Raw genomic sequence first — 22,450 nt, 5'->3', positions numbered from 1 at the left:
CGTCTGCGTGCAGGAGACAACATGCACATCCATACCAAACCCATCGCACGAGCGCTAGCGGGCATCGCGGCCGCACTCGCCTTGGCCGCCCCCGCCACCCATGCCGCCGAAGCCAGCTACCCCACCAAGACCATTACCATCATCGTCCCCGCCTCCCCCGGCGGCGCCATCGACCTGGTGGCGCGGCTGGTGGGCCAGAAGATGACCGAAGCCTGGGGCCAGTCCGTGGTGGTGGACAACCGCCCCGGCGCCACCGGCATCATCGGCACCGACCTCGTCGCCAAGAGCGCGCCGGACGGCTACATGCTGGCGCTGGTGGCCAGCAGCCACGCCATCAATCCCAGCATGGTGAAGAAGCTGCCCTTCGACACCATCAAGAGCTTCGAGCCGGTGGCGCTGACCCACGTGGTGCCGCTGATGCTGGTGGTGTCCCCTTCCCTGCCGGTTACGTCCGTCAAGGAACTGATCGCCTACGGCAAGGCCAACCCGGGCAAGCTGTCGTTCGCGTCCAGCGGTTCGGGCGGCGCGCCGCATTTCTCGGGTGAGCTGTTCAAGAGCATGACGGGCATCGACATGGTCCACATCCCGTACAAGGGCAGCACGCTGGCGCATCCGGACCTGACCAGCGGCCGCGTGTCGCTGATGTTCGACACCGTTGCCGCCATCGGGCCGCAGGTCAAGGGCGGCAAGGTGCGCCCGCTGGCGGTGACGACCGCCAAGCGCTCATCGGCCGCGCCGCAGGTGCCGACCATGGCGCAGGCCGGGCTGCCCGGCTATGAGACCAGCACCTGGGGTGGCGTGCTGGCCCCGGCCGGCACCCCCAAGGCGGTGGTGGACAAGCTCAACGCCGAGATCAACAAGGCGCTTTCTTCGCCCGATGTGCGCGAGCGCCTGCAGAACGCCGGCATCGAACCCGCAGGCGGCACACCCGCGCAATTCGCCAGTTTCCTGCAGGTGGAAATGGGCAAGTGGGCCAAGGTGGCCAAGGATGCGGGCATCCAGCCCGAGTGAGTTGCCACCGGGCAGCCACCAACCCATGCGTGCCGGCGCCATGGCGCCCGGCCATCAAGCCGTACTTTCGGAGACAAGACATGCGCTCGCTCTACACCCCCACAGTTAGCCGCCGCGCGGCCCTGGTCGCCCTGGCCATCGGGGCCTGGCTGCCCGCCGCGCAGGCCCAGCCCGGCGTTGCCTGGCCGACCAAGCCGGTGACCATCATCCTGCCGTTCGCCCCTGGTGGCGGCACCGACGTGGGCACCCGCCTGGTGGCGCTGCGGCTCTCGCAACTCTGGGGCCAGCCGGTACTGGTGGACAACCGCCCCGGCGCGGCCGGCAATGTCGGGCTGGATATCGTGTCCCGCGCCAAGCCGGATGGCTACACGCTGGTGGCCGGCAATGTCGGCACGCAATCGATCAATCCCTCGCTTTACAAGAAGCTCAACTATGACCCGGCTGCCTTCGTGCCGGTCAGCCTGATGGCGGAGTTGCCCTTTGCCCTGGTGGTAACGCCCAAACTGCCGGCCAGGAATCCGAAGGAACTGGTGGCGCTGGCCAAGGCGCAGCCCGGCAAGCTGACCTATGCCAGCTCGGGCAGCGGCGGCTCGCCGCATCTGTCGGCCGAGATCTTCAAGGCAGCTACCGGCACCGACCTGCTGCATGTGCCCTACAAGGGCGGCGGCGCGGCCATGAGCGACCTGATGGCGGGCAATGTGGACATGCTGTTCGCCTCGATCCTGGAAACCGCCGGCCATGTGAAATCCGGCAAGCTGCGCGCGCTGGCCGTGACCAGCAAGGTCCGCTCGCCCGCGCTGCCGGATGTGCCAACGCTGGCAGAGGCGGGCATCACCGGCGCCGAGTCGGGATCGTGGGTCGGCCTGCTGGCGCCGGCCGGCACCCCCAAGGACATCGTCGACAAGATCGCCGCCGGCGTGAAGGAAGTGGTGGCGATGCCGGCGGTGAAGGAGCAACTGATTGCGCAAGGCGCCATTCCCGTAGGAAGCACGCCCACGCAGTTCGCCGACCTGATTGCCACGGATCGCAAGCGCTACGCCAAGATCATCCAGGACAACAAGCTCAGCGCAGACTGAAGCAAGCACCGCCGGACCACCATCACCATGTTCACCATCTGGACCTCTTCTCATGAAACCACGCCTTGCCCAGCACGGACGCCTGCCCGCCGCGCTTGAAGCCAGCCTCGCCGAGCACTACGACGTTCACCCGCTGTGGGCCGAGACCGACCCCGCTGCCTTCCTGGCCAGCCACGGCGGCGAGTTCGCCGCACTGACCACGCGCGCCGCGATCGGCGTCGACGCAGCGATGATCGCGGCCATGCCAAACCTGAAGGTTATCTCCAGCTTTGGCGTGGGCCTCGACAAGATCGATCTGGACGCCGCGCGCGCGCGCGGCATCGCCGTTGGCTATACGCCCGACGTGCTCAACGATTGCGTGGCCGATACGGCCTTCGGACTGCTGATGGACGTGGCGCGCGGCTTCAGCGCGGCCGACCGCTTCGTGCGGCGCGGCGAGTGGCCAAAGGCGCAGTTCCCGCTCGCCACCCGCGTCAGCGGCAAGCGCATGGGCATTGTCGGCATGGGCCGCATCGGACGCGTCATTGCACAGCGCGGCGCGGGCTTCGACATGAAAGTGCGCTACCACAGCCGCCGCCCCGCGCAGGATGCGCCCTACCGCCATGAGCCTTCCCTGACCGAGCTGGCCAAGTGGGCGGACTTCCTGGTCATCGCCACCGCGGGCGGCCCCGAGACGCTGCACCTGGTATCGGCCGAGGTACTCGACGCGCTGGGCCCGAGCGGCTTCCTGATCAATATCGCGCGCGGCACCGTGGTCGACGAAACCGCGCTGGTGGATGCGCTGGTGCAGGGGCGCATTGCAGGCGCCGGGCTGGATGTGTTCGAGAACGAGCCGCAGGTACCGCAGGCGCTGTTTGCGCTGGACAACGTCGTGCTGCTGCCGCATATCGCCAGCGCCACGCACGAGACGCGCAATGCGATGGCGGATCTGGTGTTTGAAAACCTGCAGGCTTTCTTTGCCAATGGGGCGGTGAAAGCCTCGGCTGTGTAGAGCGGTTAGATCGACGCTAAGGGGGTAAGGGGGAGGGGGAGGACGACGCAGGCCAACGCCGCGCGCCGCCCCCCGCGCTCAGAATGGCTTTGACAACGCCACGTAGAAGCTGCGCCGCGGTGCATACTGCGGCGCGCCCACGCCAATGCCGGTGCCATCGCGTAGCTGGTAGGAGCGATCGAACAGGTTGATCACCGTGAATCGCACCTTGAATTTACCGATGACAGGCGTATCGAATGTGTGTGCCACGCCAGCATTGACCTGGAAGTAGGCCGGCAGGTGAGTGGTATTGGCAAAGCCGTTGCGCAAGCCACTTCCGAACAGGGCATCAGCGGTGAGCAACGTACCGCGCCACAGGTAGGAGGTGCCGAAGGAGCCGGCTACCGTCTGGTCATGATCAAGGTGGACCCAGTTGCTGGCGATATAGGCCAGTTCATCTGGACCGAAGTTGAACTGGCCGGTCTCAATGCCCTTGGCTATGGCACGCGAGACACTCAGGTTGGCATAGGCGGCAAAACTCCCCTGCCGGTAGTTGGCCGTGCCTTCCAGCCCGTAGACCTTGCCGTCGTCGTAATTGAACGAAGAGAAGATCAGCGCATTGCCGAACTGCCCTTCGTCTTGCAGATGGCGCACCTTGCGGTAGTAGGCATCCAGGCCCAGCGTCAGGTTGCGGGTGGCCTGGTGGGAGACGCCGATGTCGAAATAGTCCGACCGTTCCGAGCGCACCGCCGTGTTGGCATCGGACGGCAAGGCATTGGTGGTTCCCTGGAACAGGGCTACCGACGTGGTATTGATCTTTTCCGTGGGCGGAGGCGTGAAATAGCGCGCGTAGCCGGCGTGCAGGCGGGTGACGTTGGTGAGATCGTAGGTGAGCCCCAAGCGCGGGCTCAACTGCTGCTCGCTGACCACGGTATTCACATGGTCATAGCGCGCGCCGTAGTTGACCGTCAACTTGTCGGTGGCCTTCCATTCGTCCTGCAGGTAGACGCCCATTGTGGTTCCCGTGTTACTGGAGTTATCCACGATGGTGAATGGCACCCCGCTGGTCTGGTTGCCGTCGGCGTCGGCGGGAAGCACGCTGGAGTTATTGCCCACACTGTAATGCTCCCGCTGCACGAACAGGCCGGAGCGCAGTGTATGGCTCGCGTTGAGCACATAACTGCCATCGGCCTGTACGCCATAGGCTTCGTTCTTGCGGGTGATATTGGCGGCGACGCCGTTATAGGCCAGGTCGCCAATCGGGTCAGGCATGTAGTCGACGCGGCTGGTGCGGTGGAAGAGCGACACCTGGTAATCGAGCGCAGCCGACACCTTGTTCTGGTAAGACAGGATCTGGAAGTCTGTCTTCTCGCGCTGGTTGGCGTTGAGCTGGTCGGAGGGCGGCGTGGCCACGCCGTCGATGGTAAACGATGGCGACAGGCCCGGCCGGTTCGGAATCTGGAAGCGGTTGTCGGCGCTGCCAAACATGAAGCTCACCCGGCTGTCCGGATTGATCAGGTAGGACAGCATGCCAAAGGCCTTGCCTTGGTCCGTGTGATCATGGATGGCGTTGCGGCTGGAGGTGGGGTTCTCGATCCCGAGGTTGCTCTCGTTGAAGGAGCCGCTCAGGAAGTAGCTGAACGGGCCCTTGGCGCCTTGCAGATAGCCATTGGCCTCGTGATCGGCATGGCTGCCGATCACCGTGCCGATCTCGCCGCCGATGGCCTTGGGCGTGCCTTCTTCATCGGTGGCCGCGCCCTTAGTCCGGATGTCAACGATGCCCGCCGTGCGATAGCCATACTGCGCCGGCAGCGCGCCGGTCAGCAGCTTGATTTCGTCCGCGAAACGCGTGTCCAGCATCTGACCGAAGCCGCTGATCGGCTCGGGAATGATGACGCCGTTGATGCGGTACTGCAGGTTGGCGTGATCGCCGCGCACGTGCAACTGGCCAAAGGAATCCTGCACCACGCCCGGGGCCTGGAGCAGGACCTGGTTCAACGGGGTGTTCTCTCCCAGTGGCAGCGCGTTGATGTCTTCGCTGTCGAAACGATAGACCGAGCTGCCGGTATCGGGCGACAAGGCGTTGCGCGCCTCGTCGAGCCGCTTGGCGGTGACCACGACGGCATTCAGGGCCTTGGCGCTGGCTGCCGGCGCGGGTGCCGGGGCGAGTGCCGATGGCGAGGATTGCACGGAAGAAGACGGGTCGGCCGGCGATGACTGCGCGTGGGCGGACAGGGCGAGCGCCGACGCGGCGCCGGCCGCGATGGCTCGAAGCGGAAAACGGGACATGGGGTGCCTCTGCTGGAATGGGAATGTCGCGCACGGCCTTCAGGCGCGCGCGCATGCATCAAGCGAACAATCCGCCAGTCAGAGGGGGGCCACGGCTGCGGGGCCGTGGCGAGGCGATGGGCGCGATGTGCCGCTCGGCGAGCAGCGGATAATGCCAGCGGCGGAAACTGACGAGCAGCAGCCAGCAAGCCATCGACGGCATGCCCACGGCGGCGGCGGCGAAGGCCAGGCATTGCAGGCAGGCGTCGTGGCCGGGCCCGCACTGCTCAATGTCAGCCGGTGCAGCGCATGGATTGCTCTGCTGGGACGCGTGGAGATGGGAAAGCGCGTGGACGACCGCACCCGCCTGCCCGAAGAGCAGGAACACGCAGAGCAGGAGCACTAACGGGCGTCGCCACATGGGATGGCTGGGAGGGCGAGAGCGAGGGGCCATGAGCGGCCCAGGTTTCTATTTTTGCAACAATGTTGCAAGTGTGCCATCAGGACCCATCAGGACACAAGCGAAGTCAACACCCCGAAGTCAACACCCATGTACCTGGCTGGCTATGCAGCCAACCACGTTGTGATTCGGGCCACACCCCCCTCCGTCGAGTGGTAGCGGGCCAGGTGTGCTATTGCGCATACTCGCGGCTAGCAAAAAAATAGCGCGAACGCGCATCGAGGGGTCAGAGATGGAAGCAACCATTACGTTTGCGGCGTACTTGCTGGCGTTTCTGCTGGCGCTGGTCCTCGGGGCGAGAAGCGTGAACCGCCACCATCCGGCGCTGCGCCAGGAATTGCCGGTTGCCGCGCAGCCGCAGCAGCCATAAACGTGGTCCTTGCGGCCCCCGCCAGCACTAGGATTCAGCAGCCACCGCGACGTCGTCGCTTTCCCCCTGGGCCAACGCCCTGAGCCGCGCCATCGAATTGCGGATATGCAGGCGGGCCAGATGTTCTGCCTCATCGGCATCCGCGCCTTCGATCGCCGCCACGATCTGCTCGTGCTCCTCGATGGCCGCCAGTGCCCGGTCGCGGGCAAACAGGACCCTTGGCGCAAACACCTGCGATGTCATATGCACAATGGGCACCTGCCGCGCCAGGTATTCGTTCGCTGCCAGCCCGATGATGGCCGTGTGAAACTCGACATTGGCCGCCGTATAGACGTCGGGCCGCCAGGGATCGAGGCTTCCCCGCTGCACTTCGATAATGGCGCGCAAGGGCGCTGCGGCCGGCTCGCTGGCGCGTGACGCTGCCAGCCGCGCCGCCAGGCCGTCGATCACTTCCCGAAACGCGTAGGCGTCCATCAGTTGCCGGAAATCCGCGCTGACCACGGTGACGCCGCGCGCCGTCTCGGCGCTGACCAGACCCTCGCGCTCCAGGATGCGCAGGGCTTCGCGCAGCGGCGTGCGGCTGATCTTCAGGTCCTCGGAAATCTCCACCTGCCGCAGCGGCTTGCCCGGCGGGTAGACACCGCGATAGATGCGCTGGCGCAGAACCTGGGCGACTTCCTCGACCAGCCGCACCCGGCCTTGCCATTCGAATGTTTCTGCCATTTGCCCCCAATTTTATGAAACTTCACGCAATTTTGCGCATCCCGGCGCGGTTTGGGCACGGGGTGATTCAGCTTGGGTGGCGCAGTTTACAAGGGCTGCCCACGGGTCTACTATAGCCGCAAACAGTGGATTCTGGATCCAAAAACCAAAGTCTCGCAAAGCGTGGCATCCAGGCCCCCGAGACACTTTCTGGAGACGCCCGCCGATGAGCGATGCGCTTTGCTTTCTGTCCGCCGCCGAGCTTCAAGGCCGCATCGCCCGCAAGGAAATCTCACCCGTCGAGCTCACGCAGGCCGTGCTCGACCGCGCCGCCCGGCTGCAGCCTGAGCTGAATTGCTTCATCACGCTGTGCGCCGACCAAGCCATCGCCGCCGCCCGCGAGGCGGAGCAAGCCGTGATGGCGGGCAAGCCACTTGGGCTGCTGCACGGCATCCCCTTCACCGCGAAAGACCTCGTCAATACAAAGGGCGTGCGCACCACATTTGGCGTGGCCCCTTACCGGGACAACGTGCCCGACCACGATGCGGTGGCCATCGCTCGCTTGCGCGAGCAAGGCGCCATCCTGATCGGCAAGACCACCACGCCCGAGTTCGGCTCCAAATGCCTGACCGATTCACCACTGTTTGGCCGCACGCGCAATGCCTGGAGCCGCGAGCACACCAGCGGCGGATCGAGCGGCGGCGCGGCGGTTGCCGTGGCTAGCGGCATCGCGCCGCTGGCGGTCGCCACCGATGGCGGTGGCTCCACGCGGATTCCGGCCGCTTGCAACGGCGTGGTCGGCATCAAGCAGAGCAACGGCGTGATTCCGCACAGCCAGGCGCAAGACCTGTTCGGCAACCAGACCTATGTCACGCCAACCACGCGCACGGTCGCGGATACCGGCCTGATGCTGCAGGCGATGGCCGGCGAGCATGCCTGCGACCCGTGGTCCATTGGCGTGCCCAAGCCGGACTATGTCAGCGCGGCGCGAGCGCAAGGCGACCTGCGCGGGCGCCGCATCCTTTACTGCCTGACGCCGCCGGGGCGCCCGGCATCGGCGGAGGTGGCGCGGGCCTTCGAGGCGAGCCTGTCCAGGCTGGCCGACCTTGGCGCGAAGCTGGAACCTTTTTCCGGCGAAGGCTTTGACGTGGAGCCAATCTGGCGCGCCATCAACCATACGGTCTGGCGCGCGCGTTTTGCCGCCATTGCCGAAGAGCACGGCGACCAGCTCAGCGCCACGTTCCTGCGGCAGGTGGCCTCCGCCGCGCAGGTCAGCGGCGTGGAGTACCAGCAAGCCATGTTCGACCGCACGAAGCTGTTCCAGCGCGTGCAGGCGCTGCTGCAGCGCGCAGACCTCCTCGCCATGCCTACGCTGACGCGCACGGCACTGCCCATCGGGCAGGACCTGTTCGGCACCATCGACATCGACGGCGAGGCTTTCGAAAACGTGCGCGCGCACTGGTTCCCGTGGACCATGCCGTTCAACATGACCGGCCACCCCGCCATCAGCCTGCCCTGCGGCTTCGGCAGCGACGGGCTGCCGATCGGCTTGCAGCTGGTGGGCCAGTTCCGCGGCGACGCTGAGTTGCTCCGCGTGTCGGCGCTGTTCGAGGCATCACACGGGCTGCTTGGCCAGTGGCCGCAACCGTAATCCGCTGCAACCGCCCCCCCTTTATCACTTATCACCGATAGACCTCGCCACCGCATCCGCCATGACCCAAGCTTTACGCCGCAACTTCGTGATCCACACCCTGGCGCTGTCGGCCTGCGCCGTTGCTGTCCTCGCCCTGCCCCGGCCGGCCAGCGCGGCGGACAACCCGGATGCCGCGATGCACATCATCGTCGGCTACGCCCCCGGTGGCGCGGCCGACAGCCTTGCCCGGATCTATGCCGAGCAACTGCGCCAGGATGGGCATGGCACCGTCATCGTGGAGAACAAACCCGGCGCATCGGCCCGCCTGGCGCTCGACTACGTGAAGCGCGCCAAGCCGGATGGCAAGACCATCTTCATCGGGCCGTCGCCGCTGTTCACCATCTTCCCGCTGACCTACAAAAAGCTGGGTTACGACGCGGACAAGGACCTGGTGCCCGCAGCCGTGCTGACCGACGTGCCAACCGTGATCGCGGCGGGTGTGCAGCAGCCGTACAAGAACATGAAGGAGTACGTGGAGTGGGCCAAGCGCAATCCCAATAGCGCCAGCCTGGGCCTGGCGACCATCGGCAGCGCCGGCCACCTCGGCACGGTAGCCCTGGGCAAGGCTGCCGGCATTGCCATTACGCCGGCCGCTTACCGCGGCGCATCCCCGATGCTGGTCGACGTGATCAGCGGCACGGTATCGATCGGCTGGGATGCCGTGGCCAGCATGATGCCGCTGTACAAGGGCGGCAAGCTGCAGTTCCTGGGCGTGAGCGGCACGCGGCGCGCCAAGGCGCTGCCGGATGTGCCGACCTTGAAGGAGCAAGGCTTCAGCCAGTATGACTACGCCACCAGCTGGTACGGCGCGTTCCTGCCGGCCGGCACCCAGCCGGATGTCGTTGCCAAGGTCGAGAAGATGTTCATCGTCGCCTCCCGCAATGCCGCGACCGCCGGCAAGCTGGAGGCCCTTGGGCTGGAAGTGGCAGCCAAGCCTGGCCAGGACGCGCGGCACCGCATCCAGCTGGAGCGCGCCGCCTGGAAGCCGATTGTGGAGGCTACCGGCTTCGTCGCGGAGGACTGATCAGGATCAGGATCAGAGGAAGGGGCGGATGACTCCACCCCTTCCTCCGCTCTAATGCGCCGCGCCTTCCCTGAGCGCCTCGCGCGCAGCCATCAGCGCAAATCCGAGCAGGTTGGGCCCGCGCCACTGATCGGGATTGGCCGCGCGCGGATCGTCAGCGGCCAGGCCGATGCCCCATACGCGGTCCACCGGGCTGGCCTCCACCAGCACGCGCCGCCCGGTGCCGAGCAGGTAGCCTGCGAGGTCCGGATTCTGGCGGAATTTCTCGATATTGCCCTGCGTCACCAGCGCCTGGCACGCGGCATTCCAGCGCCCTTCGTCAAAGCCGCGCACCTCGCGGCCAAGCCGCTTGGCGGCGGCGGGCGAAGGCGCCGCCAGGATCCGCGCCAGGGCAGGCTCGTCGCCGAACAGGCGCGCCTTGCCCGCCATCATGAAGTGCTCTGCGCTGGCGAACACCTGGCCATCCACGCTGAACCGGGCGGGCCACCACTGCGACAGACACTCTTTGCCCACCGGGGCTCCCGGACTGGCGCTGTGGCCCCAGAAAAACAGGTAGGCGGGACGGTGGCCGCGCCGGAAGGCACTGATCAGGGAGGCGTGGTCATGGATATCGGGCTGGGTCATCGTCAGTCGGTATGGTCTGGCATGGATGGAGCCTGGGCGCCCCCAAAGCTCGTTAGTATTGTTTGCGGCAAAGGTGTGCGTCAAATGGCGCAAGGCGCGTGCTCATGAGCAAGGCGTTTTGAGCGCCGGGGCGCCGGATCCTCGCCAGCGCAAGCCTGTGGTATTATCTGCGCCGTCTTAGGGGAGTAGCTAGCCTCCAGTCCCTGCTGGAGGGGCCTGCGTCAACATACTTGGTACAAAAAACCATGGCGCCGGCGGCCTGATTGGCTCAGCGAGACCTTTGACTTTTCTGTCCACCAGCTGGGGCTGGCACTGGGCAGCGAAGTCATTGGTTCGTTTGTTGCCGGCCCCCTTTGGATGTCACATGGAAGCACTCATTGCTTCGTTCGGTATGGTCGCCCTGGCTGAAATGGGCGACAAGACTCAGCTCCTCTCCTTTCTCCTGGCCTCCCGGTTTCCCGGCAAGCAATGGAGCATCATTGCGGGCATTTTCGTCGCAACGATCTTCAACCACCTCTTTGCCGCCGCCCTGGGCGACTGGGCGGCATCGCACGTCAGCCCGGATGTGACACGCTGGGTGCTGGGCATCGCCTTCCTGGGCTTTGCCGCCTGGGCGCTGATCCCCGACAAGCTGGACGACGAAGGGAACAACGGCAAGCGCGCCGGCGCCTTCGCCACCACCGTCGTCGCCTTCTTCCTCGCCGAGATGGGCGACAAGACGCAGTTCGCCACCATTGCGCTAGGCGCGCAGTATGCCAACCTGAGCATGGTCGTGGTCGGCACCACGCTCGGCATGATGGCGGCCAATGTGCCTGCGGTCCTGCTGGGTGAACGCCTGACCCGCATCATCCCGCTGTCCAAGATGCGCTTCGTCGCCGCGGCGCTGTTCGCCATCTTCGGCATCCTGATCCTGTTCAAGGTGAACTTTGGCCTGAACCTGGGGACCTGAGCCAGCTGCATGGCATGGTCAACTCGCATGCCGGCGCGCCAGCTTGTGCTCGCGCGCCGGCATGCGCCTATGGCGCCACAGCCCCGGGGGCAGTATCCTCCCTGAAGCCGTCCCGCCCCCGAGTCCCAAGCCCAACTTGGCAGCCCAATGAAAACAAGAGCCGAAGTCGTCGTGCTGGCAGCCGATCTTGCCGGCACCACCGTGTTTGCCGTGGAGGGCGCCATCGTCGGCATGCGCCATGGCCTGGACCTGCTCGGGGTGCTGGTGGTCGCGCTGGTCACCGCGGTGGGCGGCGGCATCATCCGCGACCTCCTGATCGGCGCGGCCCCGCCCAATGCTATCCGGGACTGGCGTTATCCCGCGCTTGCCTTTCTTGCCGGCAGCGCGGCGTTCGTGTTTCACTCGGCGGCGCAGGGGTTTGCCGGCCCGTTGATCATCGTGCTGGATGCGGCGGGCCTGGCGCTGTTTGCCGTAGCGGGCGTGCAAAAGGCGACAAACTACGGCGTACGCCCGTTTGTGGCGACGCTGATGGGCACACTCACCGGCGTGGGCGGCGGCGTGGTGCGCGACATGCTGCTGGCGCAGGTGCCGACCGTGCTGAGCGCCGACATCTACGCCACGGCGGCCTGGCTGGGATCCGCGGTACTCGTCAGCGCCCGGGCCCTGCGCCTGCCGCCGACCGTCGCGGCGCTGGCCGGCGGCGCCAGCTGCTTTGCGCTGCGGCTGCTTGCCGTGCAACATGACTGGCACCTGCCGAAGGTGCCGGTCTGGTGAGAACTCGGACCTGAGATCTGGGAGCAGGCAACGGATTGCAAGGACGAAGCCCGCCCTTTTCAGAGATAACAAGACAAACGCGATTTCCCTGCCTGCTCCGGCGCAACACCAGTACGTGCCCGGACCGCCGTGCCGGGTGCAACATCGAGTTCGCATGCGCTATGATCGCAATCGCTTGGCATAGCCGAAGTACTGGGGGCAAAGCGTGAATGCCCAGGAACTGAACACAACAAGATTCGGGAAAAGCAACATGCAGACACATGGCGGGAAAACAATAAGAATCCGCAAGGCATTGATGACCCTGGGGGGCACGCTGCTATTGGCAGCCTGCGCCGCGCTCACGGCAACCCAGGCGTCGGCCCAGAGCGTCGAGCAACCGGCGTTCAAGGAAGGCGATAGCTGGACCATGCACCTGAAGAACCAGTTCCAGAATGGCGAAACGCGCGAACGCAGCTTCGTCAGCGCTCTTGTCCGTTCCGGCGGGGATAGCATTCTGGTATCGACCAAGCCAGTCGATTCCAGTCTCCCCCCCAAGGAAATCCTGCTGGGTCTTGACTGGAGCCAGGCGAGAAGCATCAACGGCCATATGCAGGTCGTCAACAAGCCGCTCTCGTTCCCCATGAAGATCGGCAAGACATGGACCGTCGCCTACGACGAGGAGCATCCAAATGCCACGGTCAAGCAGCGCCATACCCAACTGCAATACAAGGTGATTGGCTGGGAGGATATCAGTGTGCCTGCCGGCAAATTCCACGCCCTGAAGATCGAAACCGACGGGACCTGGTACCTGGAGTTCCAGCCGACGCCGTCGGCCGCCGCCGCGGTTGCCAAGGTGGATCAGAATGGTTCCAGTGTCACGATGCAGAGCCAAAAGCCCACTACTCCAGACCCGGCCACAGGCCGCATTTACCGGGCGTACTGGTATGTTCCGTCGGTCAAGCGGGCCGTGAAGATCATCGAGGAGCAGTACAACTCCGGAGGCGGCCTCTCAAATCGGGACACGCTGGAGCTTGAGGCGTACAAGGTCGACATGCAGGTCGCCGCCGGCAACTAAGCGGTCGCCAGGGCTACTGCGGCGCTCGTACTGATCGGGCAGCTCGTCCCGCCCTGACATCGGCGAGAAACCGCAGCCAGGGATGGAGCATCATGCCGTTGAAAGACACCCCAAAGGACTGGGTTCTGCGCGCGCCGCAGGCAGGCCGCATGGAACGCATCGAGGCGTTCTTTTCCGGGCATGGCTACGATCCGCATCGCCACGATACCTATGCCATCGGGCGAACGCTCTCGGGCGTGCAGCGCTTTCAATATCGTGGCGCAGAGTGCAACAGCGTGCCTGGCGGGACCATCGTGCTGCATCCCGATGAAGTCCATGACGGCGAGGCGGGCACCGAAGCTGGCTTCCAGTACCGGATGTTGTATATCGAGCCGGCGTTGATCCAGCAGGTGCTGGGCGGCAAGCCGCTGCCCTTTATCAAGAACGGCCTGTCCTCGGATACGCGGCTGCGCGAAGCGACCGGCGTCCTGCTGCAAAGCCTGGAGAGCCCGCTAGATCCGCTGGAGGAGGACGATGCGCTGTTCGATCTCGCGCATGCCCTGAGCGCCGCGGCCGGCGCGCGCGCCAGGCACCAGGGCTATGACTACCGGGCCGCAGAGTTGGCGCGGGAGTTCATTCACGGCGCGCTGCACCGCACGGTCACCTTGCGTGAGCTGGAAGCGTGCAGCGGGCGCGATCGCTGGAGCCTGTCGCGGGACTTCCGCTTGCTGTTTGGCACCAGCCCCTACCGCTACCTGACCATGCGCCGGCTTGACCTGGTCCGCTCGCTGCTGATGCGGGGCCAGTCGCTGGCCGATGCCGCGCTGGCCGCCGGCTTCACCGATCAGAGCCACATGACGCGTCACTTCGGCAAGGCCTATGGCATGTCGCCGGCACGCTGGGTAAAGATGCAGCAAGGACTGCGCTGAGGGCGCCGGCCGACAGCTTGCACGATCGTACAAGATTTCACCCGCCGGCCTTGCTAACGTGTGCGTTCATGACAAGGCAAGGAGATACACGCGATGCAACACGATCTGGCAAGCGCCTCACACAAAGCGCCCGGAGAATACAAGAGCCTGAACTTCGCGCAGAAGCTCGGCTTGATCCATGAGCGCTGGACACCGAAGGTCATCGCCGAGATGAACGACTACCAGTTCAAGCTGGTCAAGATCGAAGGCGATTTTCTCTGGCACCACCATGCCGAAACCGATGAGGCGTTCATCGTGCTGGAGGGCACGCTGCGCATCGATTTTCGCGACGGGCACGTGCAGCTATCGGCGGGCGAGATGTTCGTGGTGCCCAGGGGCGTGGAGCACAAGCCTTTTGCCGAGACGGAGGTGAAGCTGCTGTTGATCGAACCCCGGGGCGTACTGAATACCGGCGGTGAGGGTGGCGAGCGGACGGCGGTCAACGACGTCTGGATCTGACCGCACCGCCCTGCCCGCCCTATCCTCCCGGCGTTCAGGCCATGCGATAACGTGCGATGCCGTCCGGGCCCACCTCCATCACGGCCTCTTCCCGCTGCACGAGATAGTTCAGGTGGGCAACGCTCTCGCCGGTTGCCATGCCGAGCAGCCCGGGCTCCGCGCCGATGGGGCGGGAAAATAGCTCACCGAAGACATCCACCGCCCGCCTGGGCTCGGCCAGCGCAGCGCGCAGCCTATCCAGCGCGTGGTGCTGGCTGCGCGCCAGATAGTCAATGCGCGCGTGCAAGCCACGGAAGGGCTCGTTGTGTGCCGGCAGCACCAGTACGTCGTCCGGGACTTCCCGGCGCAGCTTGGCGAGCGAGGCCAGCCAGTCGCCCATCGGATCGGCATCGGGCTCGGTCGGGAAGACCGACACATTGGACGAGATGCGCGGCAGGATCTGGTCGCCGCTGATCAGGATCTTCAACGCCTCGTTATAAAGGCAGGCGTGTTCGGGCGAGTGGCCATTGCCAACCACGACCCGCCACTGGTGCTCGCCGATCGTCAGGTTCTCGCCGTCGCGCAAGCGCCGGTAGCTGTCGGGCAAGGCATGGACGTACTTGCCGAAGCCGCCAAAGCGCACGCGGTAGGCCTCGATGGCGTTGTCGTCCCAGCCTGCGCGGCGATAAAAGCGCACGCCGTCTTCCGGCGCCTCGCGCCCGGTGTCCGCCGCGAGCACGCGGCAGTTCAGGTACTCCAGCCGGGTCATCCACAGACGGCAGCCGAACTTGCGGGTCAGCCAGCCGGCCATGCCGATATGGTCGGGATGCATGTGCGTGACGAAGAGCCGGGTGAGCCCGTCCGCCAGCACCCCGCCCTGCGCGAAAAGATCGCGCCAGGCGGCGGCGGTTTCGCTGGTTTGCAAACCGGCGTCAACCCCTGCCCACCCCTTGCCGTCACGCACCGCCCACAGGTTGATATGGCTCAGCGCAAACGGCATTGGCATGCGGATCCACAGCACACCCGGCGCGACCTCAACCGCGCTGCCTGGCGCCGGCGCTTCTCCGCAAGGGTAGTCGAGAACAGGCTTGCTCTCGGCCTCGGGTGGGGGGGTCAGACTCTCGTCGCTCATGTTGTTGTTTTCCTTGGGTCCGTGCGGACATGCCAGCTGCGCCGCGTGGCGCTCGGGAGACTGCACCGGCATGGGGCAAGGCTGCGCACCCTTGCGTGCGACGCCGTGAGCGATTCTACCGAGGTCCGGGTGTTCGCGCAGCAGCACGTACCCGGCTCGGTTGGCGCGCGGGCGGCACGGCGCTGGCTAATACGGCGGGGTATATCCAGATTCTATATCCGGCATCAAAAAACTATCTTGGACATTTGGCTGCGGCAGGGCAATAGTGGGGCCACTGCCGCGAAAGTCGGCGGATCCCGACAAAAATATCGCGCGGAGACACAATGAGACTGAGCCGCTGTACTTTCCTGTTTGGCGCACCGGCCGGCATCCGGCCGTGGCTCCCCACCACGTGTTCGAGGCTCCTGACGGGCCGGCGCTGATCGGCATAGACAGCGGCATAGACAACCATACGCAGCAGAGACGCTTCGGTCTGGCGGCCGACCTGCAAGACGTGGTCGATGCGCCGGATTTCTCCACGATCGCCGCCTGCGTGGCGCAGTGTTTCCGAAACGGTCGATCTCGTCCCGGCGCGCGTCCGGACCCGGCCGGTGGCCGAATGGCTCGATACCTTGCACGCTGCCAACGTCGCCTGCTCCCCCATCCACAGGCTGGACCGAGCGCTGGATCAGCCTGTGCGGCACACCAGTCAAATAACGTTCTCATGGAAGGAATGGTCATGCCAGATTCCCCGGACACCGGCACGCCCGGCTCCCGCCTGGAGGCATTTCGCAAGCAGATCCGCGACTTCTTGCGAGAGGCGGTTCCACCCGACATCCGCGCCGCCACGCGCGCGCACTGCCTCGTCACGCGCGAGCAGGCCGCCAGATGGCACCGCATCCTGCATGCGCGCGGCTGGGCTGCGCCCGGTTGGCCACGCGAGCACGGCGGCCCGGGCTGGTCGCTGGTGGAGCAGGCCATCTTCCGGGAAGAACTCGCTGCCAGCGACGCGCCCCATGTGGAGAACCTGGGTATCGACACGATCGGCCCTACGCTGATCCGCCATGGCACGCCTGAACAATGCCGGCGCTTCTTGCCCGGCATGCTCACCTTCGACGACTTCTGGGCGCAGGGGTACTCCGAGCCCGACGCCGGCTCGGACCTGGCATCGTTGCGCACAGTGGCTCGCCGCGATGGTGATACATGGGTCGTCAATGGCACCAAGATCTGGCAAAGCCTCGGGCATTGGGCCAACTGGGCTCTGGTGCTGGCACGCACGGACGCGGCCGCGCAACGCAAGCAGGACGGGATTTCGGTGCTGCTGATCGATCTGCGCTCGCCCGGCGTGACGGTACGTCCCATCCGCTATATCAATGGCTCGCACTTTCACGTCCAGATGTTCTTTGACGATGTGCGCGTCCCGGCCGCAAACCTGGTCGGCACGGAGAATTCAGGCTGGGCCATCGCCAAGGGCCTGCTGGTCATCGAGCGTCTGTTCGTGGCGCGGGTGGCCGAGTGCAAGGCGGAACTTTCCCGAGCCGCAGGGCTGGTCGAGCAGCAGCATGGCGGCAACGATCCGGCGCGGAGCATCGAGCATGCCCTGCTCAGGCGCCGCCACGCCGCCCTGGACATTCGCATGCGCGCACTAGAGGCGGCGTGGTGGCCTGCCGTGCAGCAGGCCGCGCAAGGCGGTAGTCCTCAACTGGAGGCTTCGTTGCTGAAACTCGAAGGCATCCAGCTGCTGCAGGACCTGCACCTGTTCAGCATGGATGCCCATGGCACCGCATCCCTGGCGTTCGATCCGCAAGCTGTCGAGGGCAGGCCAGGCGAGGGGCCGACCGGGCATGCCGGGAACCTGGCCCTGCACATGTGGCGTTACCGCGGCAGTTCGCTGGCTGGCGGCTCCTCCGAGATACAACTCCAGATCATCGCCAAGGCGATCTTTTCCGGACAGACCGAGATCGACTGCCCGCGCGCCGATCACCTGGGCGAACAGCAGGCCATGATGGTCGATACCGTGCGCCGCTGGCTGGACAAGCACTACACCTTCGCGCGCAGGCAGACGATCATCGGCACGCATGGCGGCTTCGATGAAGCAGCATGGACCGGCCTGGCCGAACTTGGCCTGACCAGCCTGGCCATTCCGGAGGCAGCCGCAGGCCTGGGCAACACCATGGCAGACCTGCTGCCGATCATTGAAGCGCTTGGCGAAGCGCTGGTTCTCGAACCGCTGCCGTGGAGCGCGGTGCTCGCCACGCAGGCGCTGCTCGCGGCGCCGCACGGCCCGGCGCGCGCCGCGCTGTTGGCGGCTCTGGCCAGCGGACAGACCCGCTGCGCGCTGGCTTGCGGTGACGGCGCCAGCGATGGCCGGACACCGCGCCCGAAGATAACGGCGCAGCGCACCGGCGAAGGCTGGCGTCTCGATGGTGTCAATCCGATGGTGATGGGTGGCGCCCAGGCCCATCGCTTTGTCGTGGCGGCGTGCCTGAGTGACGGCGGCATCGGCCTGTTCGACGTGCCGGCCAGCATCGGCGGCATTGGCAAACGCGCTTATCAGCTCCACGACGGGCGCAGCGCGGCTGACCTGCACCTGGACGGCGTGGTACTGCCGCGCGCCGCATTACTCGCGGGCCCCGAGCATGCCTGCGTATCGATTCAACAGGCCCTGGCACTGGCCACAGTAGCGCTCTGCGCGGAGAGCGTCGGTGCCATGCGGCGCGCGCTAGGCATCACCGTCGAATACCTGCGCACACGCAGGCAATTCGGTCGCACCTTGTCGGAACAACAGGTCCTCCAGCACCGCGTGGCTGAACACTACCGCGCATGGAACAACGCGCGCCACCTGGTGCGCCAGGCTCTGGCAGACTGGGATACCGTGCAACCGGCGGAACGCGAGCGCCGCGTCAGCGCGGCCAAGTACATGACCGGTACCGCCGGCCGCGGTATCGCACTGGATGTCTTGCAGTTGCATGGCGCCATCGGCCTGCAGGACGAGACAGCCATCAGCCATTACAGCAAGCGGCTGATCGGCAATGAACTGCTTCTGGGCAACGCCGCCACGCATCTCGGGCGCTTTGCTGCCATCATGGACGCTCCCCGCATGTAGTACGGCAAGGACATCGACGGAACCAAGAGAGAGGAAAACCTATGCATGCATGGCCCCCGGAACAGCGCCTTGCCCGTTCGCTCGTATTCGCCCTGGCCGCGACGACACTGCCAGCGGCTGCCGGCACGCAGGCGGATACGACATGGCCAAAGCGACCGGTCACAATCGTTGTGCCGGGCGCGGCCGGTGGGACGATCGATATTCCAATCCGGCTGCTGGCCAGGAAGCTCAGCGCACGCCTGGGGCAGTCCGTCGTCGTCGACAACCGCCCCGGCAGCGGCGGCATCATCGGAACACAGGCGGCGCTGCGCGCCCCGGCCGACGGCTACACGTTGCTGGCGGGCAATGTCGGCCCGCAAGCGATCAACTACAGCGCCTACAAGCACCTCACCTACGAGCCGTCGGATCTGACACCGGTCACCGACATCATTGCCTTTCCCAATGTCCTGGTGGTCAATGCCCAATCGCCCGTCAGGAGCGTGGCCGACCTGGTCGCGCAACTCAGGCAACAACCCGGCAGGTTTTCCTTCGGCTCGGCCGGTATTGGCCAGACCAGCCATCTTGTGGGCGAGCTCTTCAAGATGCGCACCGGCACCGATGCCATTCACGTGCCATACAAGGGTTCCACGCCTGCCACCACGGCCTTGCTGGCAGGAGAGACGACATTCCAGTTCGACAACCTGACACAGGCACTGCCGCATATCCGCTCCGGAAAGCTGCGCGCGCTAGCCGTGACTTCGGCGCAGCGCATGCCGAGCCTGCCAGAGGTGCCCACGATGGTGCAGGCCGGCTTTGACAGTTTCCTCTCGACTGCGTGGATCGGCATCTTCGTTGCTGCCAAGACACCGCCGGCGGTCGTCTCCCAGTTGGAGCAGCAGCTTGCCGTGATCATGCGCGATCCGGAGCTGTTGGCCCAGATCCGCGAAATGGGTGGCGTAGCGGGAGGCCAGCCACCGGAGAAGTTCGCTGCATTCGTGGCAAGCGAGCGGAAACGGTGGGGAGAAGTCATCCAGACAGCGCATCTGACGCTGGACTGATTGGCTTCGAAAGTGCTGAGCATGAAGGGGCGGTCGATCAGACCAAGATGTCGCACGCAGCGTGATCGTCTTTCCGGGCATTGGTAGCCTGCAATAGGAACCTGGCCTGTCGATTCATCTACGAGTTGGGGTAAAAAATGACAGAGAGCGTGTTTCCCGAAAGGGCCGGGTCGCAGACGCCCGAGCATTTCGATGTCTTGATCGTCGGGGCCGGCATCTCGGGGATAGCATCCGCCTATCATCTCGCCGACCAGTGCCCGGAGATGCGCTTCGTCGTCCTGGAGTCGCAGGAAAGCTATGGCGGCACCTGGCACACGCATCGCTATCCCGGCATCCGCTCCGACAGCGACCTCTACACCTTCGGTTATCGCTTCAAGCCCTGGACTGGCGCACCGATCGCCACGGCGGCGGAAATCCGTTCGTACATGGGCGAGGTCATCGACGAGAACGGGCTCGATCGGCATATCCGCTATCGGCACGCCATCCACTCGGCATCGTGGTCGAGCCAGGACAATCTCTGGACCCTCGAGGCAAAGCGGACGGACACCGGCGAGACGGTCCGGTTCACCACCCATTTTCTCTGGATGTGCCAGGGCTACTTCCGGCACTCGCAGGGCTACACGCCGGAATGGCGGAGCATGGAGTCCTTCAAGGGCCAGATCGTCCATCCGCAAACATGGCCCGAGGATCTGGCCTACGAAGGCAAGAAGGTCCTCATCATCGGCTCGGGCGCCACGGCAGCCACGCTAGTGCCGGCGCTCGCCGGAAAATGCGCGCATGTCACCATGCTCCAGCGCTCACCGACCTATTTCTTCACAGGGCGCAACGCCAACGTGCTTGCCAATGAACTGCGGCAACTGGAAATCGACGAGACGTGGATCCACGAGATTGTGCGCCGTAAAATCCTGCACGATCAGGCCGAGTTCACGCGTCGCGCCCGGGAAGAGCCGGAGGTGGTCAAGCAAGAGTTGCTTGCTGGCGTGCGCGCCCATCTCGGCCCGGAATTCGATATCGACACGCACTTTACGCCGCGCTATCGGCCATGGCGGCAGCGCATCGCCTTCATCCCGGACGCAGACCTGTTCCAGGGTGTGCGCGATGGCAAGGCCTCGATCGTCACCGACGAGATCGAGCAGTTCGTGGAAACCGGCGTCGAGCTGAAATCCGGCCGGACGTTGGAGGCCGATATTGTCGTCACGGCCACGGGCTTTGATCTGAGCGTACTCGGCGACATCGCCTTCACCATCGACGACAAGCCTCTGAACTTCTCCGACACCGTCACCTACCGCGGCATGATGTTCACGGGCGTGCCCAATCTGGTCTGGGTCTTTGGTTACTTCCGTGCGAGTTGGACCTTGCGCGCCGACCTGATCGGCGACTTCGTCTGCCGCCTGCTTCGCCACATGAAAAGCAAGGGCGCGAGCAGGGTCATGCCGACGCTGCGGCCCGAAGACGAGAACATGACGCTTGGGTCATGGGTGGACCCGGAGAACTTCAATCCCGGCTACCTGATGCGCGGCATGCATCTGCTCCCCAAGCGGGGCAGTAAACGCGAGTGGCAGCATACTCAGGATTATTGGGCAGAGAAGGACGAATTCCCCACCATCGATCTCGATGATGCGGTCTTTGACTACACATGCGAATTGCCCGAATTGCCAGGAGGCGCCAAGCCACCGCTTGCTTGACGGCGCTGGACAGCAGGGTCGCAACGCCCCCCTCATCTTCGCTCGGCTGCGGCCCTGCCGCCGACCCTCCCGACACGCAGGACGCTATGGGTCACAGCGTCCCGGCAATGTGTTGCATGACCAGGCTGCTCATCGCCACGCTGACCCATACGATCAGGCCAAGCAGCAGCGGTCGTGCCCCAGCGCGCTTCAGCCTGTCGATGTCGGTACTCAGGCCGACCCCGGTGAGGGCGCCGACGACCAGGAACGGGGTCATCAGCTGGATCGCATGCGTCAGGCCAGATGGCAGCCATTCGTTGACCGCCGATGCCAGGACGAAGAAGACAATGAACCACGGAATGGCACGACGCATTGACCCGCCAGGCTGATTGCGCTGGCAGATCAGCGCGATCACCAGCGTGACCGGCACGATCATCATGGCGCGCGTCAGCTTGACGATCGTCGCGAATTCGCCCGCGGCCGAACTCCAGGCATAGCCGGCTGCGACGACGGAGGACGTGTCATTGATCGCGGTTCCGGCCCAGAGGCCGAACCCGGCATCGGACATGCCAAGCATCTTGCCAAGGATAGGGAAAATGACGACGGCTACCACGTTGAACATGAAGATCGTGGACAGCGCATACGTCATGTCGTGATCGTCGGGCTGGAGCACAGGCGCGATTGCCGCGATAGCCGACCCGCCGCAAATCGCGGTGCCGGCGCCGATCAGGATCTTGAGCTTCTCAGGGATGCGCAGGATGCGGCCGGCGATGATGGCGACGGCGAAGGCGACCGCAAGCGTGACCAGCGAGACCGGCAGCGACCTCAGCCCGGTCTGGACGACCTCGTGCAACGGCAGGCTGAAGCCCAGTCCGATGATCGAGTATTGCAGCATCTGCCTAGAGGCGAACTGGATACCTGGCTTGTATTGGTCGCCCGGCTTGAGAAAGGCTCGGCAGAGCACACCAATCAACATGCCGAAGACAGCACCGCCAAGTATTGGAACCAGCTTGCCAAGTAACGCAGCGGGCACCGCGACGGCGACGACCAGGAGGAGTCCGGGGAAGAAGGACTTGGTCGAGAGCATTCTGAACGCCATGTGCAGCACCTTCTTAGATGAATTTGGCATAACGATATGCTCTCAACGCATATCGGAGCCAACGCCATTTTTG

Annotated in this window: 20 protein-coding genes and 1 riboswitch; of the genes, 15 read left to right on the top strand and 5 right to left on the bottom strand. The window is 65.1% G+C overall.

The window, feature by feature from the left end:
* Positions 1–21: 21 nt before the first annotated feature.
* From F7R26_RS24855 to F7R26_RS24845, 3 genes are all read left to right on the top strand, one after another.
* Positions 22–1,011 (top strand): tripartite tricarboxylate transporter substrate binding protein, encoded by a 990-nt coding sequence (locus F7R26_RS24855; RefSeq protein ID WP_150987047.1) that lies wholly within the window; start codon positions 22–24, stop codon positions 1,009–1,011.
* 80 nt (positions 1,012–1,091) lie between these two features.
* The gene (locus F7R26_RS24850) at positions 1,092–2,087 is read left to right on the top strand and encodes a Bug family tripartite tricarboxylate transporter substrate binding protein (protein WP_150987045.1); all 996 of its coding nucleotides are present in this window, start codon (positions 1,092–1,094) and stop codon (positions 2,085–2,087) included.
* 52 nt (positions 2,088–2,139) lie between these two features.
* Positions 2,140–3,078 carry a 2-hydroxyacid dehydrogenase gene (locus F7R26_RS24845; RefSeq protein WP_150987043.1) on the top strand — a complete coding sequence of 313 codons (939 nt, stop codon included), beginning with the start codon at positions 2,140–2,142 and terminating at the stop codon, positions 3,076–3,078.
* 78 nt (positions 3,079–3,156) lie between these two features.
* Here F7R26_RS24845 and F7R26_RS24840 read toward each other — a convergent pair whose 3' ends face one another.
* Positions 3,157–5,346, bottom strand: coding sequence for a TonB-dependent receptor (locus F7R26_RS24840; protein WP_150987042.1), 2,190 nt, complete (start codon positions 5,344–5,346; stop codon positions 3,157–3,159).
* A gap of 151 nt (positions 5,347–5,497) precedes the next feature.
* On the opposite strand from F7R26_RS24840, the gene F7R26_RS24835 reads away from it, so the two are divergent.
* Both F7R26_RS24835 and F7R26_RS24830 read left to right on the top strand, forming a co-directional pair.
* Positions 5,498–5,731: a hypothetical protein gene (locus F7R26_RS24835; protein ID WP_170301910.1), complete on the top strand. Its 234-nt coding sequence runs from the start codon at positions 5,498–5,500 to the stop codon at positions 5,729–5,731.
* A 286-nt stretch (positions 5,732–6,017) separates the two neighbouring features.
* Positions 6,018–6,155 (top strand): hypothetical protein, encoded by a 138-nt coding sequence (locus tag F7R26_RS24830; RefSeq protein WP_170301909.1) that lies wholly within the window; start codon positions 6,018–6,020, stop codon positions 6,153–6,155.
* Positions 6,156–6,182: 27 nt separating this feature from the next.
* Here the strand turns inward: F7R26_RS24830 and F7R26_RS24825 are convergent, their stop codons facing one another.
* A complete protein-coding gene (locus F7R26_RS24825) occupies positions 6,183–6,878 on the bottom strand; it encodes a GntR family transcriptional regulator (RefSeq protein WP_150987040.1) in 696 nt (231 codons plus the stop codon).
* A gap of 205 nt (positions 6,879–7,083) precedes the next feature.
* Between F7R26_RS24825 and F7R26_RS24820 the strand changes: the two genes are divergently transcribed.
* Both F7R26_RS24820 and F7R26_RS24815 read left to right on the top strand, forming a co-directional pair.
* Complete coding sequence (locus F7R26_RS24820; RefSeq protein ID WP_150987039.1) at positions 7,084–8,508, top strand: amidase; 1,425 nt, start codon at positions 7,084–7,086, stop codon at positions 8,506–8,508.
* A 61-nt stretch (positions 8,509–8,569) separates the two neighbouring features.
* The gene (locus tag F7R26_RS24815) at positions 8,570–9,574 is read left to right on the top strand and encodes a Bug family tripartite tricarboxylate transporter substrate binding protein (protein ID WP_150987038.1); all 1,005 of its coding nucleotides are present in this window, start codon (positions 8,570–8,572) and stop codon (positions 9,572–9,574) included.
* 51 nt (positions 9,575–9,625) lie between these two features.
* Here F7R26_RS24815 and F7R26_RS24810 read toward each other — a convergent pair whose 3' ends face one another.
* Positions 9,626–10,198, bottom strand: coding sequence for an NADAR family protein (locus F7R26_RS24810; RefSeq protein WP_150987037.1), 573 nt, complete (start codon positions 10,196–10,198; stop codon positions 9,626–9,628).
* Between the two features lie 166 nt (positions 10,199–10,364).
* Positions 10,365–10,553, top strand: a riboswitch (yybP-ykoY riboswitch).
* A gap of 9 nt (positions 10,554–10,562) precedes the next feature.
* Between F7R26_RS24810 and F7R26_RS24805 the strand changes: the two genes are divergently transcribed.
* From F7R26_RS24805 to F7R26_RS24785, 5 genes are all read left to right on the top strand, one after another.
* Entirely contained in the window at positions 10,563–11,147 is a 585-nt protein-coding gene (locus F7R26_RS24805) for a TMEM165/GDT1 family protein (protein WP_150987036.1), read from the top strand.
* A gap of 147 nt (positions 11,148–11,294) precedes the next feature.
* On the top strand, positions 11,295–11,921 hold the full coding sequence (locus F7R26_RS24800; RefSeq protein WP_150987035.1) for a trimeric intracellular cation channel family protein: 627 nt from the start codon (positions 11,295–11,297) through the stop codon (positions 11,919–11,921).
* A gap of 250 nt (positions 11,922–12,171) precedes the next feature.
* Positions 12,172–12,975, top strand: coding sequence for a hypothetical protein (locus F7R26_RS24795; protein WP_150987034.1), 804 nt, complete (start codon positions 12,172–12,174; stop codon positions 12,973–12,975).
* A 92-nt stretch (positions 12,976–13,067) separates the two neighbouring features.
* Entirely contained in the window at positions 13,068–13,883 is an 816-nt protein-coding gene (locus F7R26_RS24790) for an AraC family transcriptional regulator (RefSeq protein ID WP_150987033.1), read from the top strand.
* Between the two features lie 93 nt (positions 13,884–13,976).
* Complete coding sequence (locus F7R26_RS24785; RefSeq protein WP_150987032.1) at positions 13,977–14,381, top strand: cupin domain-containing protein; 405 nt, start codon at positions 13,977–13,979, stop codon at positions 14,379–14,381.
* 34 nt (positions 14,382–14,415) lie between these two features.
* Here the strand turns inward: F7R26_RS24785 and F7R26_RS24780 are convergent, their stop codons facing one another.
* On the bottom strand, positions 14,416–15,492 hold the full coding sequence (locus F7R26_RS24780) for an MBL fold metallo-hydrolase (protein WP_150987031.1): 1,077 nt from the start codon (positions 15,490–15,492) through the stop codon (positions 14,416–14,418).
* A 718-nt stretch (positions 15,493–16,210) separates the two neighbouring features.
* Between F7R26_RS24780 and F7R26_RS24775 the strand changes: the two genes are divergently transcribed.
* The 3 genes from F7R26_RS24775 to F7R26_RS24765 all read left to right on the top strand — a co-directional run bounded on the left by F7R26_RS24775 (position 16,211) and on the right by F7R26_RS24765 (position 21,299).
* Positions 16,211–18,577 carry an acyl-CoA dehydrogenase family protein gene (locus F7R26_RS24775; RefSeq protein WP_241754714.1) on the top strand — a complete coding sequence of 789 codons (2,367 nt, stop codon included), beginning with the start codon at positions 16,211–16,213 and terminating at the stop codon, positions 18,575–18,577.
* A gap of 41 nt (positions 18,578–18,618) precedes the next feature.
* Positions 18,619–19,614 (top strand): tripartite tricarboxylate transporter substrate binding protein, encoded by a 996-nt coding sequence (locus F7R26_RS24770; protein ID WP_150987029.1) that lies wholly within the window; start codon positions 18,619–18,621, stop codon positions 19,612–19,614.
* 137 nt (positions 19,615–19,751) lie between these two features.
* Positions 19,752–21,299, top strand: coding sequence for a flavin-containing monooxygenase (locus F7R26_RS24765; protein WP_150987028.1), 1,548 nt, complete (start codon positions 19,752–19,754; stop codon positions 21,297–21,299).
* Between the two features lie 91 nt (positions 21,300–21,390).
* Here F7R26_RS24765 and F7R26_RS24760 read toward each other — a convergent pair whose 3' ends face one another.
* On the bottom strand, positions 21,391–22,365 hold the full coding sequence (locus F7R26_RS24760; protein ID WP_241754713.1) for a YeiH family protein: 975 nt from the start codon (positions 22,363–22,365) through the stop codon (positions 21,391–21,393).
* Positions 22,366–22,450: the final 85 nt, after the last annotated feature.

It is taken from the genome of Cupriavidus basilensis, assembly GCF_008801925.2.
In the GTDB taxonomy this organism is placed as follows: domain Bacteria; phylum Pseudomonadota; class Gammaproteobacteria; order Burkholderiales; family Burkholderiaceae; genus Cupriavidus; species Cupriavidus basilensis.
Note: the sequence above shows the minus strand (reverse complement) of the source record. Positions and strands in the feature narration are given on the sequence as shown.

Coding starts and splice junctions, on each gene's coding strand:
- F7R26_RS24810 (WP_150987037.1), bottom strand. CDS start 10,198: ATGACCCAGCCCGATATCCATGACCACGCCTCCCTGATCAGTGCCTTC.
- F7R26_RS24805 (WP_150987036.1), top strand. CDS start 10,563: ATGGAAGCACTCATTGCTTCGTTCGGTATGGTCGCCCTGGCTGAAATG.
- F7R26_RS24845 (WP_150987043.1), top strand. CDS start 2,140: ATGAAACCACGCCTTGCCCAGCACGGACGCCTGCCCGCCGCGCTTGAA.
- F7R26_RS24850 (WP_150987045.1), top strand. CDS start 1,092: ATGCGCTCGCTCTACACCCCCACAGTTAGCCGCCGCGCGGCCCTGGTC.
- F7R26_RS24795 (WP_150987034.1), top strand. CDS start 12,172: ATGCAGACACATGGCGGGAAAACAATAAGAATCCGCAAGGCATTGATG.
- F7R26_RS24800 (WP_150987035.1), top strand. CDS start 11,295: ATGAAAACAAGAGCCGAAGTCGTCGTGCTGGCAGCCGATCTTGCCGGC.
- F7R26_RS24790 (WP_150987033.1), top strand. CDS start 13,068: ATGCCGTTGAAAGACACCCCAAAGGACTGGGTTCTGCGCGCGCCGCAG.
- F7R26_RS24760 (WP_241754713.1), bottom strand. CDS start 22,365: ATGCTCTCGACCAAGTCCTTCTTCCCCGGACTCCTCCTGGTCGTCGCC.
- F7R26_RS24780 (WP_150987031.1), bottom strand. CDS start 15,492: ATGAGCGACGAGAGTCTGACCCCCCCACCCGAGGCCGAGAGCAAGCCT.
- F7R26_RS24840 (WP_150987042.1), bottom strand. CDS start 5,346: ATGTCCCGTTTTCCGCTTCGAGCCATCGCGGCCGGCGCCGCGTCGGCG.
- F7R26_RS24825 (WP_150987040.1), bottom strand. CDS start 6,878: ATGGCAGAAACATTCGAATGGCAAGGCCGGGTGCGGCTGGTCGAGGAA.
- F7R26_RS24820 (WP_150987039.1), top strand. CDS start 7,084: ATGAGCGATGCGCTTTGCTTTCTGTCCGCCGCCGAGCTTCAAGGCCGC.
- F7R26_RS24830 (WP_170301909.1), top strand. CDS start 6,018: ATGGAAGCAACCATTACGTTTGCGGCGTACTTGCTGGCGTTTCTGCTG.
- F7R26_RS24785 (WP_150987032.1), top strand. CDS start 13,977: ATGCAACACGATCTGGCAAGCGCCTCACACAAAGCGCCCGGAGAATAC.
- F7R26_RS24815 (WP_150987038.1), top strand. CDS start 8,570: ATGACCCAAGCTTTACGCCGCAACTTCGTGATCCACACCCTGGCGCTG.
- F7R26_RS24770 (WP_150987029.1), top strand. CDS start 18,619: ATGCATGCATGGCCCCCGGAACAGCGCCTTGCCCGTTCGCTCGTATTC.
- F7R26_RS24835 (WP_170301910.1), top strand. CDS start 5,498: ATGCCAGCGGCGGAAACTGACGAGCAGCAGCCAGCAAGCCATCGACGG.
- F7R26_RS24775 (WP_241754714.1), top strand. CDS start 16,211: ATGCCAGATTCCCCGGACACCGGCACGCCCGGCTCCCGCCTGGAGGCA.
- F7R26_RS24855 (WP_150987047.1), top strand. CDS start 22: ATGCACATCCATACCAAACCCATCGCACGAGCGCTAGCGGGCATCGCG.
- F7R26_RS24765 (WP_150987028.1), top strand. CDS start 19,752: ATGACAGAGAGCGTGTTTCCCGAAAGGGCCGGGTCGCAGACGCCCGAG.